Annotated in this window: 16 protein-coding genes; 1 reads left to right on the top strand and 15 read right to left on the bottom strand. The window is 41.0% G+C overall.

All coding sequences use genetic code 11. The annotated features are described in order from the left end of the window. Position 1: 1 nt before the first annotated feature. The 4 genes from bshB1 to QUF94_RS10770 are packed head-to-tail and all read right to left on the bottom strand — an operon-like array spanning position 2 to position 2,295. Complete coding sequence (bshB1, locus tag QUF94_RS10785) at positions 2 to 715, bottom strand: bacillithiol biosynthesis deacetylase BshB1 (RefSeq protein WP_289315846.1); 714 nt, start codon at positions 713 to 715, stop codon at positions 2 to 4. Next, positions 699 to 1,124 (bottom strand): methylglyoxal synthase, encoded by a 426-nt coding sequence (locus tag QUF94_RS10780; protein WP_289315845.1) that lies wholly within the window; start codon positions 1,122 to 1,124, stop codon positions 699 to 701. The genes bshB1 and QUF94_RS10780 overlap by 17 nt, the downstream gene beginning before the upstream one ends. 18 nt (positions 1,125 to 1,142) lie before the next feature. Continuing rightward, on the bottom strand, positions 1,143 to 1,943 hold the full coding sequence (dapB, locus tag QUF94_RS10775) for a 4-hydroxy-tetrahydrodipicolinate reductase (RefSeq protein ID WP_289315844.1): 801 nt from the start codon (positions 1,941 to 1,943) through the stop codon (positions 1,143 to 1,145). Continuing rightward, complete coding sequence (locus QUF94_RS10770; RefSeq protein WP_289315843.1) at positions 1,936 to 2,295, bottom strand: nucleotide pyrophosphohydrolase; 360 nt, start codon at positions 2,293 to 2,295, stop codon at positions 1,936 to 1,938. The genes dapB and QUF94_RS10770 overlap by 8 nt, the downstream gene beginning before the upstream one ends. A gap of 167 nt (positions 2,296 to 2,462) precedes the next feature. Between QUF94_RS10770 and QUF94_RS10765 the strand changes: the two genes are divergently transcribed. After that, positions 2,463 to 3,335, top strand: a complete 873-nt coding sequence (locus QUF94_RS10765; protein ID WP_289315842.1) for a YitT family protein — start codon at positions 2,463 to 2,465, stop codon at positions 3,333 to 3,335. Positions 3,336 to 3,490: 155 nt separating this feature from the next. Here QUF94_RS10765 and QUF94_RS10760 read toward each other — a convergent pair whose 3' ends face one another. The 11 genes from QUF94_RS10760 to QUF94_RS10710 all read right to left on the bottom strand — a co-directional run bounded on the left by QUF94_RS10760 (position 3,491) and on the right by QUF94_RS10710 (position 13,374). Beyond that, positions 3,491 to 4,165 (bottom strand): zinc metallopeptidase, encoded by a 675-nt coding sequence (locus tag QUF94_RS10760; protein WP_289315841.1) that lies wholly within the window; start codon positions 4,163 to 4,165, stop codon positions 3,491 to 3,493. 85 nt (positions 4,166 to 4,250) lie between these two features. Beyond that, positions 4,251 to 5,036 (bottom strand): sporulation protein YpjB, encoded by a 786-nt coding sequence (gene ypjB / locus QUF94_RS10755; protein WP_289315840.1) that lies wholly within the window; start codon positions 5,034 to 5,036, stop codon positions 4,251 to 4,253. Positions 5,037 to 5,156: 120 nt separating this feature from the next. Continuing rightward, positions 5,157 to 5,753 (bottom strand): lipoprotein heptaprenylglyceryl N-acetyltransferase LhaT, encoded by a 597-nt coding sequence (gene lhaT, locus QUF94_RS10750; protein WP_289318345.1) that lies wholly within the window; start codon positions 5,751 to 5,753, stop codon positions 5,157 to 5,159. A 179-nt stretch (positions 5,754 to 5,932) separates the two neighbouring features. After that, complete coding sequence (locus QUF94_RS10745) at positions 5,933 to 6,700, bottom strand: menaquinol-cytochrome c reductase cytochrome b/c subunit (protein ID WP_289315839.1); 768 nt, start codon at positions 6,698 to 6,700, stop codon at positions 5,933 to 5,935. Positions 6,701 to 6,756: 56 nt separating this feature from the next. Next, on the bottom strand, positions 6,757 to 7,431 hold the full coding sequence (qcrB, locus tag QUF94_RS10740) for a menaquinol-cytochrome c reductase cytochrome b subunit (RefSeq protein WP_034307974.1): 675 nt from the start codon (positions 7,429 to 7,431) through the stop codon (positions 6,757 to 6,759). A gap of 3 nt (positions 7,432 to 7,434) precedes the next feature. Continuing rightward, positions 7,435 to 7,938 (bottom strand): ubiquinol-cytochrome c reductase iron-sulfur subunit, encoded by a 504-nt coding sequence (locus QUF94_RS10735; RefSeq protein ID WP_289315838.1) that lies wholly within the window; start codon positions 7,936 to 7,938, stop codon positions 7,435 to 7,437. A gap of 160 nt (positions 7,939 to 8,098) precedes the next feature. After that, the gene (locus QUF94_RS10730; protein WP_289315837.1) at positions 8,099 to 8,560 is read right to left on the bottom strand and encodes a YpiF family protein; all 462 of its coding nucleotides are present in this window, start codon (positions 8,558 to 8,560) and stop codon (positions 8,099 to 8,101) included. Positions 8,561 to 8,722: 162 nt separating this feature from the next. Continuing rightward, a complete protein-coding gene (locus QUF94_RS10725; RefSeq protein ID WP_289315836.1) occupies positions 8,723 to 9,274 on the bottom strand; it encodes a ReoY family proteolytic degradation factor in 552 nt (183 codons plus the stop codon). Between the two features lie 41 nt (positions 9,275 to 9,315). Then, entirely contained in the window at positions 9,316 to 10,587 is a 1,272-nt protein-coding gene (locus tag QUF94_RS10720; RefSeq protein WP_289315835.1) for a tetratricopeptide repeat protein, read from the bottom strand. A 373-nt stretch (positions 10,588 to 10,960) separates the two neighbouring features. Continuing rightward, positions 10,961 to 12,247 carry a 3-phosphoshikimate 1-carboxyvinyltransferase gene (aroA, locus tag QUF94_RS10715; protein WP_289315834.1) on the bottom strand — a complete coding sequence of 429 codons (1,287 nt, stop codon included), beginning with the start codon at positions 12,245 to 12,247 and terminating at the stop codon, positions 10,961 to 10,963. Between the two features lie 23 nt (positions 12,248 to 12,270). Then, positions 12,271 to 13,374 (bottom strand): prephenate dehydrogenase, encoded by a 1,104-nt coding sequence (locus QUF94_RS10710; protein WP_289315833.1) that lies wholly within the window; start codon positions 13,372 to 13,374, stop codon positions 12,271 to 12,273. Between the last annotated feature and the right edge of the window lie 45 nt (positions 13,375 to 13,419).

Here is a 13,419-nt window from a genome sequence, read left to right as displayed (position 1 = left end):
ATTATTTTTCTCCTAACAAGTCGGCATCGATCAGTAACGGTTTTTTTGTCATGAATCCTTCCGCATAGGCGACACCCACTTCTTTTCCGAACATCCGCTCCCGTGCCTCCACTGTCTCGATATAGCCATTCACTAGCGGGGTTTCAACAGTTCGTTCACTTTTATCGAATTGGCTGCCATAGGCTCTAAGACTATCCAGCTTTTGTGATATTGAAGAAGTGATGTCCACGACGAAGTCCGGTTTGTGAAAACCATTTATCATATAATAGTACATATTCTGGACACGATGAGAATCCAGGCCTTCTTCTTCCATATACTTTCTGACTCCTGCCGAAAAAACTGCTTCTTCGACCAATTTGGCACAGTTTCCATGATCGGGATGGCGATCTTCAAAAAAAGGTGCAAATACAAGGGCAGGTTTATATTGACGAATGACTGTAATGATTTGATCTATGTATTCCGCTTTCATATATAAACCCCGGTCGGGTAAATCAAGGGAAATCCTTTTCACCCCAAGGATTTCAGCAGCCTTATCCGCTTCCTCCTGACGCAATGGAACGGTTCCATTGGATGACATTTCAGCTTTTGTCAAATCACAAATGACAATTTCCTTTCCTTGCTTCACATATTTAGCAATCGTGCCCCCCATACCTATTTCAACATCATCCGCATGCGCGCCGAAAGCCAGGATATCTATGTTACTTTTGTTTATCATTTATCTCACCTTGTTTTTTCCGTAGTTTTAGCCAGTCCATATACCCATGTTTCAAACCTTGTATCAGCACTTCTGCCGTGCCCATATTTGTCGCTAAGGGAATTTCATAGACATCGGATAGGCGTATAAGCGCTGATACATCCGGTTCATGTGGCTGTGATGTCAATGGATCGCGGAAAAATAGGACCATATCCATTTCTCCGCGCGCAATCATTGCACCTATTTCCTGATCTCCGCCAAGAGGTCCTGAATGAAAACGATGGACAGGCAGTGATACTTCTTCCATAATTCTTTTACCAGTCGTACCTGTGGCAAATAATTCATGCTGCTCAAATACAGCTTTATAGGCTGTTATAAATTGAATGATATCTTCTTTTTTCTTATCATGGGCAATTAAGGCAATTTTCATCGTAAATCCTCCTTCTCCCTATTCGATAATATTTTCCAGGCCGTATACAAGAACATCCAATTTCATGACGGTATCGACAGCTAGTTTGACTCCTGACATGAAGGATGCTCGATTAAAGGAATCATGTCGGACCGTCAATAGCTCTCCCTCACTTCCAAAAAGCACCTGTTGATGAGCAACTAGGCCCGGAAGCCGTACACTATGGATATGCATACCGTCTACATTTGCTCCTCTTGCCCCCTGGATGGTTTCTTTTTCATTTGGGTGTCCTTGTTGTTTTGTTTCACGTACCGCTGCAATCATATCTGCCGTTTTGGAAGCCGTACCAGAAGGTGCATCCAGTTTTTGATCATGATGCATTTCGATGATTTCCACATCCGGGAAATACTTTGCGGCCATTTGTGAAAACTTCATCATCAAAATGGCTCCGATTGCAAAGTTTGGCGCGATGATGCAGCCGATGCCCTTTTCTTTTGTAAGTGAATCAAGCTTCGCTAAATCTTCCTTTGTAAAACCTGTCGTCCCCACTACAGGGCGGATGCCATGATTAAGTGCCATTTCTGTATGAAACATCCCCACTTCAGGTGTAGTTAAATCGATCAATACGTCTGCTTCTACAGAAGAAAAGCATTCATTTATATCCGAAAAAACAGGTGCTTCAATACCGTGGAAACCTTCTATTGCGGAGAGACTTTCCCCGTTATGCTTACGATCTATGACAGCGGCCAATTCAAACCCTTCTGTCCCATGTACGAGCTTCACCGCTTCATTTCCCATTCTGCCACGAGGACCAGCTACAATCACTTTCACTTTACTCATTTTTACCTTCCCCTTCCATTTCCTCTTCTTTTCTTGTCCATCTATTTTTATCACGGGTTGTAAACTTTTCCATGACCTTATCATGTGAGCTTTGAAGGTCAATCCCTAAAGAATTGGCAAAACAAATTAACACAAAAAGCATGTCCCCCAATTCCGCTTCAATACTATTCTCTTCCTCAGTTGGTTTCTTCGGTTTTTCACCATGGTAGTGATTGACTTCCCTAGCCAATTCCCCAAGTTCTTCAGACATGCGGGCAAGCATTGCCAAAGGGCTGAAATATCCTTCTTTGAATTGTCCTATGTATTGGTCGACTTCCGCTTGCATTTGTTGGAGCGTCTTTTGCTTTTCCATATAGTCACCCATTCTTGATTTTCGTTTTCAAACATTATACCTTCTCCATGTTAGCTAAAAGTGAAACGGATGACAACAGATACGTTTGTGAATCAAAATTGCCCATAGTTGGTTAATTAGTTATAATAAGTAAATTACTGATACGCTAACCTTTGGAGGTATGGGACATGCTTTTGGGCTTAAAATTGAAAAATACTATATTCATCCTTTTTGGGGCTGGAATCTTCGCCTTTGGGCTAGTGCATTTTAACATGCAGAACCACTTGGCCGAAGGCGGATTCACCGGTCTCACCTTGATTATATATCAACTTATCGGGATAAATCCTTCTTATTCTAATTTGATTTTGAATATTCCCCTATTTTTAATAGGGTGGAAATATTTAGGTCGCACATCTTTCTTTTATACGATTATCGGAACAGTCGGCCTCTCCGTTTGGCTCTGGGTTTTCGAGAGATACCAAATCGATATCGATCTCGGAAACGATTTGATGCTGGTGGCATTGTTTGCCGGGGTCTTTGTTGGTGTCGGGCTCGGGATCATCTTTCGTTACGGAGGGACAACAGGCGGAGTAGATATCATTGCCCGTTTTGCCCACCGTTACTTAGGAATGGGCATGGGACGGACCATGTTCATCTTTGATGCAGTTGTAATTGGCCTGTCCATCCTTACCTACCTGGATTACCGGGAAGCGATGTATACCCTCGTTGCCGTATTTATAGGCGCTAGAGTAATCGACTTTATGCAAGAAGGAGCCTATGCAGCCAGAGGTGCAATGATCATTAGTGAGAAGAACAAGGAAATTGCCGAAAAAATCATGAATGATATGGAGCGGGGCGTAACGGTATTACGGGGATACGGGTCCTTTACACGCAATGACCGGGAAGTCCTCTATTGTGTTGTTGGGAAAAATGAGCTTGTCCGCTTAAAAAATGCCATAACATCGGTGGACCCTCATGCATTCGTATCTGTAAGTGAAGTGCATGACGTATTGGGCGAGGGCTTTACACTTGATGAGAATAAGAACCCCATTGAAAGGTAATCGAGGGGCTGGTGGCATACCGAATGGAATGTAATCCTTTTGAATGTTTCCCCGAATACCTGACTTTTATAAGCAATGTACAACAAATATTTTTAAAAAGCGTTTATAATTGCATGTTAAAAAGGACCCCATCCCATGATGGCGTCCTTTTATCATTAATCTTCTTCTCTCATTCCTGTATACATAAGCAGAAGACGAACTAATTCCAGTACGGCTACAAGAGCGGCAGCAACATAAGTCATTGCAGCTGCACTTAATACTTTTTTCGTTTCCCGTTCTTCATCATTTCGGATGACCCCAACTGAAACGAGTTGATCCATCGCCCGCGAAGAAGCATTGAACTCAACCGGCAGAGTTATCACTTGGAAGAGAACAGCGGCTGCCATGAAAACGATACCCGCCAATAGCAACCCAGGAATTGAGGCTAACATCCCGATTAAAATTAAAATCCAAGATATGTTAGAACCAAAGTTAGCTACCGGTACTAACGCATGGCGGAAACGTAAGAATGCATATGCTTCTTTATCTTGAATCGCATGTCCAACTTCATGGGCTGCAACCGCTACACCGGCAACTGAATGGCCGTGATAGTTATCTGTTGATAAACGCACCGTTTTATCCCTTGGATCATAATGGTCCGATAGCATTCCAGGTGTCTCTTCGACCCTGACATTGAACAGTCCATTTTGATCCAAAATGGCCCGAGCCGTCTCAGCACCATTCATACCAGAAGAAGCCGGTACCTTTGCATATTTTTTATACGTGCTTTTCACTTTCATTTGTGCATAAATCGGGATTAAAATGATAATCGCCAAATAAATGAAATACATGGTATCCTCCTATGACTATAATTACTCTTAATTCTATGGATTGAAGGCACCCCTGTCAAATATAGTGTTCTCTTCCCCTGTCTTTTTAATCATTATGTTCTTTCCTTGGTTTCTCCCTATCACCTTTATATTTTCTCCAGCCTACATAAGAAAGCGTCATGATGATGATACTGCCTGTCGATATGATGACCCACCAAAGGGAAGGATCTGCATCATCTTCCCCCATTTCATCAAAAATGGAGGTTAGTTCGCTTTGTAATGCATCCAGTTCCTTTTGACTCTCTCCATCACTGATTACTTCCGGTCGGTATTGGTTGATGTATTGAATCCTCGTGTCCAGTTGCTGCATCGTTTCTTTAGAAAGGTCGACTTTCAAGCTAGGATATATCATTTCATATTGTGAAAGGAATAAGTTCAATTGGCTATTGAATGTAATCGTGTCTTGATTGATGGCTGCATTCTTTGTCTGCTGGAAAGAATTCATCATTTGATCCTCCATCTCTGTCCAAAGGGGCTGATGGGTAGACTTGACCGCATCAACGACGAGCCGGAACTTTGTTACAGAATTAACCTTTTCGGAATCTCCCTTATTCATATCCTTTATTGTCATCAACGCCTCATTATGAGCTACAGTAATAATTCGAAGTTCGTCCATGTCAAGGATCTGCTCTTTCGCTGTCTCTTTTAAAAACCGGTCAGAAAAAAACGTCAGCATCTTTTCCGAATCACCATATCGCTTCAACTTGGCCATTTCCAAGGCACTATCGGAAATGTTATCTAATTGCTCCAAACTTGAAGAGGATTCTGCATAGACAGGGAAATGTAAGACGACAAATAAAACAGCAATGGTTAATATGAATTTTTTCAACATGCTACTCGTCCCTCCTCATATCTCTACTAAAACGATATGAAAGAACAAACATGAGTAGACCTCGTTCAACATAAAAAAAATTAACCCTGCTTTTACAAAGCTGTATACAGGGTTAACTTTTTAATGGATGAAGGATAGGGTGATCCGCTTTTTTCTATATCCAAAATACCAGCCGACAAAAATGGAAAGTATGCTGAGCCAAAAAGTAAAATAACCTATCGAGTTCATATATACCAATAGATCACGATATATTGGCATCATTTCAAAAACATAATCGATTATGTCATTATGTATGGTCCAAATCCCTGCGACTATCAAATGCCAAGGTTTTATTCGATAAAATGGTGCATATAATACCCCTTGAATCGCCATTCCCAAATGAGAAGCCATTAACATATAGCCTTCCCATGGCAATGAACCGGTTGTCACTAATGTCATTAGATTCATAACAACTGCCCATATACCATATTTGAATAGTGTTATTATCGCCAACGTTTCCATAAGTCCAAAATTTCTTTTTAATAGGAACCCCAATAAAACAAATACAAAAAACAGGCTAGCTGTCGGGCTGTCCGGTACAAAAGCCAAAAAAATGGCTGGAGTGTTTTCCAATTGACTTCCGTACCAATAATATCCAAAGGCTGTTCCGAATATATTTATTATTAATAACAAAAAGAGCATTTGCCGATTTGCAAGCCAACTGTAGATAACATTCATTCTTTTACCCTCACTTACATACTCATGTATACTCATTTTACATTCCATCACCTTGAAAACCAAGCATTCATTTCAATTTCCTTTCATTTACGCTTCAATTTACCAATAAAAAAGCCGACAACCGTAGTCGTCAGCTTTTCATTTACAGCATATGAAAGAAAATGCTGTTGATGGTTTTATTATTTTGCTGATAATCCAGATACAAATTCAGCTAATGTTGCCAATTCCTCATCTGTACCTTTAAACATGCCAGCTGGCATGGCACCCTGGCCTTTGACAGCGATTTTAGAGACTTCTTCCGGACTTAAACCAGTGTCAATTAAGCTTGGCGCTCCTGCTCCACCAGTTAATTCTGCTCCGTGACAGCTAATACAGCCACTAGAATCCATCAGTTTATACCCATCGCTTTCTTTATCAATGTCTGCACCTTCCACGATTGCTCCTTGTTTCTTGGAAGCTTCCCAATCGTGATGTGCCGCAGACTCCCATGTTAAATAGAAAACACCAGCCATCGCCAATAGCATGAAGCCTACAGCAAAAGGACGTTTCGCCGGGCTCCGCTCTGGACCACGATCTAAAAAAGGCGCCAAGAGCAATGCTCCGAATGCCAAACCAGGTATTACCAGAGCCCCGATTGCATTATAAGGGCCTGAAGCATAAGTATACTTAAGTAATTGGTAAAGGAATAGGAAATACCAGTCTGGCAGCGGAATATACGCTGTATCTGTAGGATCTGCTATCCTTTCCAATGGTGACGGATGTGCGATTGTCAGGCATAGATAACCTACAAGGAATACGGCTCCGACCATCCATTCTTTTAAAAGGAAATTAGGCCAAAATGCTTCAGTTTTCCCAGGATATTCAGAATAATCTTTCGGAATATTCGGTTTACGGTCCGCGGAGATACGCGAGTCACCTACGAATTTCATACCTTTCCCACGATGCATTGAACAATTCCCCTCCTTTATGAAAAGGTTTTTTTGGTTCTTGATTCACCATTCTTTTATAGTGGACCTGAAATACCTTGTTTTCGGATCATTAGGAAATGAGCCGCTAGTAAAGCAAATAATGCTGCAGGCAGGAAGAATACATGAATTGCAAAGAATCGTGTCAATGTCTGTGCTCCAACGATGGTTGGATCTCCTGCTATCAATGTCTTGAGTGCCGGTCCCATTAACGGTACCGATTCGACAATTGTCAATGTAACTTTCGTTGCGAATAGCGCTTTCATATCCCATGGCAATAAATAACCAGTCAAGCCTAATGCCAGCATGATGAAGAAAATCAATACGCCGACCATCCAGTTCAATTCACGCGGTTTTTTGTAAGCTCCCTGGAAGAAGACACGAAGAGTATGTAAAAACATCATAACGATAACTAGACTTGCTCCCCAGTGATGCATACCACGGACAATTTGACCGAAGGCAACTTCATTTTGCAAATAATAAACAGATTCCCAAGCGTTTTTAATGTCCGGGACATAGTACATCGTCAAGAACATGCCTGACAAGATTTGGATGACCGTAATAAAGAAAGTTAACCCACCAAAACAATATACGAATGCAGAAAAATGATGTGCGGGGTTAACATGTTCAGGAACCTCATGGTCAGCAATATCCCGCCATAATGGCGTAATATCTAAACGCTCGTCCACCCAGTCATATAACTTTGTTAGCAATGTTTACGCCTCCCCATGCGGTTTTAGTTGACCCAAATAAAGAATTCCATCTTTTTCTTTCGTGCCATAGACATCCAATGGTGAAACCGGCGGTGTCCCTTTCACGTTCATTCCATCTTTCGTATACCTGCCGTAATGGCAAGGACAGAAAAATTGATTCGGATTAGACTTATCCGTATTCCATGCTACCGTACAGCCTAAATGCTTACAGATTGGAGATAATGCAACGATATTGCCATCATCCGTTTTGTAAACCCACGCTGTATTTGTTTCTTCAGACTCATACCACCCATCGACCTGCTTGAAACTAAAGTCGACACGGGTTGGTTCGGTAGTCAGTTCACTTACCTTCTGCTTAGTTGCAATGTAATCCCCGCCTTTATCTGCTGATAATACAGGATCAATTGCAAACCTAACCATAGGCATCAACATACCGGCCGCCATAAATCCACCAACGCCAGTAAGTGTGTAATTAAGGAATTGACGTCGTGAAACATTCTTGCTCATGCGTTTTCCCCCCCTCTATTACTATACTGAGAGCCCAAAGGACCAATAAATAGCAACACTATAAAACTAGGACATTTCCATGATATCTCAATAATTTACCAAGGTCAATATTTGTAAAACCCAAAAGGTGGCAACAATGTGTCAAATAATGCGAAAAATCCTACTTTTTTTCATTTTTCCAATTATAAGTGAATATATCAAGGATCTGGAGAACCTGCTGGTTAATCATTTCCCTGGCTTGTTCAATTTCAAGCCCCTCCAAGGGGACGGCAGGAATCCATACTAAATTATTTTCCAATTCCCGCTCTTCCTTTTTCCACTCGAAATCTGATGTAAGAAAAAAAACGTGCTTGAAATTATTTTCTTTCACTTCATTGGCCCAACCCTTTAACCGCTTAATCTTATCCAATTCATCACTTAAATAATGAAATGTTGGCAATAAAAGAATTCTTCCTTTCATCTGCTTTTCAAGTTCCAAGCTTAAAATGGTAAGAAATTCATTCATTGAACCCGTTTGCTTCATTTGCGCTCCAAAAGATAGGGGAACCAAAGGAATTAATACGGTATCCACATACTCTTTAGATTGCATATACATGTCAAGATCTTTTGCTGTCCACTTCATGCTTTTTCTTCACTCCCGATTTTTTAAATCAACTCCTTATCATTTTACCATTATTTTTATAACATCTTTACCATATACCCATAGTCTTTACAAAAATGTGGATTTTATCAATGTTTTATAAAAAATAAAAACCTTTCCTGATTACGGAAAGGTCATTTTATTTCATCCAAGTACTTTTAGTTGATTCAATTGTTCTGTTAAATCCTTAAATGCTTGTTCATCATGCTTATCAAGTGCTTCATCGATTTCCTTCAGCAGACGATCCCTTTGAAAATAAAGCATGCTTTTTTCTAAAAATTGTTCAGCCAGCAGCTGATCTTTTTCGTTCGATGCAGTAGATTTCGGCATGAAGGGATTGTTTTCCAATACCGCTGCATATTGATAGGAAGAGTAAGCGGATTTAAAATTGAGCTGAATATAAATGTCTTCATCCCGATTTAACCGGATATCATGAAAAGATTTCTCTGCATCGGTCGTCATGATATTGGACTTATAGAACCTGAAAGGGACTTCATCCACACAATGTGTCGACATAATTAGTCCGCGTGGGCAATATTGGGCATTTTCTACAAAATGAACCTTTTTCATTAGTTGATCATGACTCATTAAGTAATTCAATATCCACACGCATTCTCTTCGTTTTAGTTGATAATGATTTAAAAACCACCGAATAAAATCCTTCTTCTCATTCACAGAAACAGGGGCAGCCACCATGAATTCCCTCCTCTGTCTTGATTTAGTTTCATTTCCCTTATCTACAGTTCATCTGTACTTTCACCTAGCCGCTCCAAAATCATCGCATACTCATCATTTGCTGGGTTTATCTCAAGCAGCTTATTAAATACTTCTCTAGATGTGGCTCTGTCTCCTTCTTCAATTAAAAAGAAACCATAGTCTTCCAGGAAATCTTGATTGTTCTTGAATGAATTATATGCTTTATGATAGCTGGTTAATGACTCTTTAAATTGTTCCGTGTGTTGATAAGATACAGCAGCTATCCAGTCAAACTGCGGATCATCCTCTCCATACCGCCTTACTTCACCAATACACTCGAGTACATCTTCATACCTTTCGTGGTGCATATACAGTTTCAAGAGGGTAAGTGCAGCTTCCAGGTATCCTGGATCAATGGCAAGAGCTTCTTTAAATAGATTTTCCGCCTCTTCATCAAGTCCGCTTTTCAAGGCAATTTTTCCACCGAAGAAGTAAAGTTCCTTATTGAATTCATCAGCCTTGATTCCTTCTTTGACCGTTTTCAGGGCATTTTCCAAATCCTCAAGATGTTCATAACTCTTTGCCAGGTATAAATAAAGGGAATGGTATTCATGATCTAATTCTTTCAGTTCAACAAACTTTCGTACCGCTGTCTCATAAAGACCTGCCTGAAAAGCCGTAAATGCATATTCAAATAGGGTATTGATTTCAAGTCCATCATTCAAGGCCTTTTCAAAGTGCGGAAGGGCCTCCTCGAATCTCCCGGAACTGCTTAATGCTTCAGCAAGCCTCTGATTGACATTAACTCCAGCGATTTCTTGTTCCTGTTCCAAAACCTTTATGTAATTTGCAATGGCTTCCTGATCCCTTCCTTGATGAAAGAACAGTTCAGCTAGCGCAAAATCAATGATGATCTCATCGGGAAGTATTTCCTTTGCCTGTAGTAATTTTCGTTCACTGACCTCATCCATCCCCTGTAATTGATAAAGGTCCGCTTCCAAAAGCAAAGCACTTGGATATACTTCATCATCTACACTTACTTTTTCAAGCATCAGCATCGCTTCATCTTCCTGGTCCATGTCAATCAGGATTTCCGCCAACGAAACAATCAATTCTCCTTCATCAGGATAGAGTTCCAGAAGATGTTCAAAAAGATCCTTTGCCTCCTCCACAAAACCAAGCTGGAGCGTTTCCTCGGCCAGCAACAATATGTCCTCTGCTGACTCTGATGATTTAATTCGATTTATATGTTTAAGAGCGTCTGTTAATTCCCCTTTTTTTAAATGCTGTATAACTTGTTCCACTGTGTTCATTGTTGATTCCTTCCTTTTGCATGATTGACTTGGTCTCTAGTCATACACACTCACGCCATTATGTGACATTTTCTGCCATAAAGAACAAAATACCCATGTTGTAATAGTGAGATGCATAGTAAACAGTATTTATTATTTTACCATACTGTAGCCCTGTATTCCATTGATGAAGTCCCCTCCTCATTCTCATTAAAAAAAGGTTACTAGTTAATTCTCCATGATACATTCATTCTCCTTTTTGATCAGGAATCCCTTTTTCATAATTTTCATGATTAATACAGGCAAAAACGCCTAAATGTTAGCGCTTTCAACACTTTAGAGCGTTTAAAAAAAAGTTTACAGACCAAATAAGGTTTGTAAACTTTTTTAATATTTACTTTATCAATTCCGTCAAATGCTCAAAAAATTGTGGATATGATACATCTATGGCATCAGGGTCGGCAAGTTCCACTTCCCCATCCGTTATCAAAGCTGCCACAGCGAGCATCATTCCGATACGATGATCTCCATGGCTTGTAACAGTACCTCCATTCAGGGCATTACGTCCTTTGATAATCAATCCGTCTGCTGTCGGAGTTATATCTGCCCCCAGGATGGAAAGCTCATTTGCGACCGTATCAATTCGATTGGTCTCTTTCACTTTTAGTTCTGCTGCATCCTTGATTGTCGTTATCCCTTCAGCCTGTGTTGCCAATAGTGCAATTACCGGTATTTCATCGATGAGACGGGGAATCAGATCACCGCTGATGGTGGTTCCTTTTAGTCGGGAGCTTCTGACAATGATATCTCCTGCAGGTTCACCTACGCTCGTCTTCTTCTCAATCGTAATGTCCGCCCCCATCGATTTCATGACTTCGATGATTCCAGTTCTGGTCGAATTAAGACCCACATTCTTTAATACCACTTCGCTATTTTCCGTAATCGCTGCAGCCACCATGAAGAAAGCCGCTGAAGAAATATCACCCGGCACATGGATGGCCGTTCCTTTGAAAACTTGATTTCCGCTTACTTTAATCGTTTGACCGTCTTTTTCGATTTTCCCGCCAAACTCTTGGATCATTCGTTCTGTATGATCACGGGTCTCTTCCGGTTCGATAATGATCGTTTCCCCTTCAGCCTGTAGACCAGCCAGGATTATTGCAGATTTGACCTGCGCACTTGCCACAGGTAATTCATAGCGAAACCCTTGTAGTTTGCCTCCTCTTATGAAGAGCGGAGTATATTCGGCTCCTTTACGGCCATCAATGACCGCTCCCATCTGACGAAGTGGGTTGACCACCCTTGTCATTGGACGTTTGGCTATCGATTCGTCACCTGCCAAAACAGCCGAAAAATCTTGACCCGCCAAAATGCCCATCATTAACCTGATCGTTGTACCCGAATTTCCGACATCAAGCACTGCTTCCGGTTCCTTTAATCCATTAAAACCCTTGCCTTCAATTCTGACGTGCTGGCCTTCTTGTTCAATATGGACTCCAAGCTGCTTAAAACAGGAAATCGTACTTAAACAATCGGCTCCTGGAAGAAAATTAGTGACTGTCGTTTCCCCCTCGGCAAGGGCTCCGAACATTATCGAACGATGGGAGATGGACTTGTCTCCCGGTATGGCAATCGAACCACGTAATGATTGGATGTTCGTTTGTAATTTTTTTGTATTCATACAACCATCCTTCCCTATTAATATCATGCTAGGATCGTTTCATAATCTGTATGTCTTGAGATACAATCCGCGGCTTTTATGCGATCAACATCCGTTTGGAAGCTGATGACCAGCACTCCATATATCTCTTCCCTGGTTTCTATGATCCTTATGTTTGTAATGCTGATACCTTCTTGTGCCAAATATCCGGTAATTTCAGAAATTATCCCGGCATAATCCGGTATATCGATATATAAGTCATAAAACGCTGGTATGGCGCCTTTCGCATGGGTTGGCAAATCATCCCTGAAAATCTTTGCATCAGTAAAGAATCGAAGGATTTCTTCACTATCTTCATCTGCTACCAGCCCTTTTATATGCTCCATTTCATTAAGCCAATCATTCATTAATTCTAGTAACACATCCCGGTTATGTAACAAAATGTCACGCCACATTTCCGGACTGCTTGAAGCAATTCTTGTAATATCCCGAAAACCACCTGCTGCAAGCCTTGAAATCAACTTATTTTCCTTACTATAATTTTCTGCCTGCTTAACAAGCCCCGATGCGACAATGTGCGGAAAATGACTAATGACTCCAGTCAGTTTATCATGGGTAGCAGGAGTGACAACCAAAAAGTTCGCTCTTGTCCCTTGTAACCACTCTTTCAGTTGCTCCACTTTTTCTTCTTCGATGGAATCACCGGGAGTAAGCAAATAAAATGCATGTTCAAATAAATGAAGTTTGGCTGCTCCGGCACCGCTTTTATGGGAACCAGCCATAGGGTGCCCTCCGATGAAGGCCACCCCTTTATCTATCAATGGTTTTGCTGCCTTAACGACTGTATCCTTCGTACTTCCTGCATCCGATATGATTACATCACTTTTTAAATCCATTTCAGCCAATTGAGCTAAAATCTTGACGGTTTCATTTACAGGCACAGCAAGTAGAATCAAATCAGCTTCACATGCTCCCGCTTCCAGAGATGATACAGAATCATCAATGATCCCCAATAGCATCGATAGTTGAATATTCTTTTCACTTAGGTCCGTACCAACAATCACGGCTTCAGGATGTGCATGGCGTACAGCCATGGCCAATGATCCGCCAATTAGACCTAGACCTATTACAAAAACCTTTCCCTTCACTCTTCTCTCCCCCGCATCTTTTATGCTCCTCTAGGTTTGATAAAA

Source organism: Peribacillus sp. NJ4 (assembly GCF_030348345.1).
Classification (GTDB): Bacteria; Bacillota; Bacilli; order Bacillales; family DSM-1321; genus Peribacillus.
This window is presented reverse-complemented; position numbering and strand designations above follow the sequence as displayed.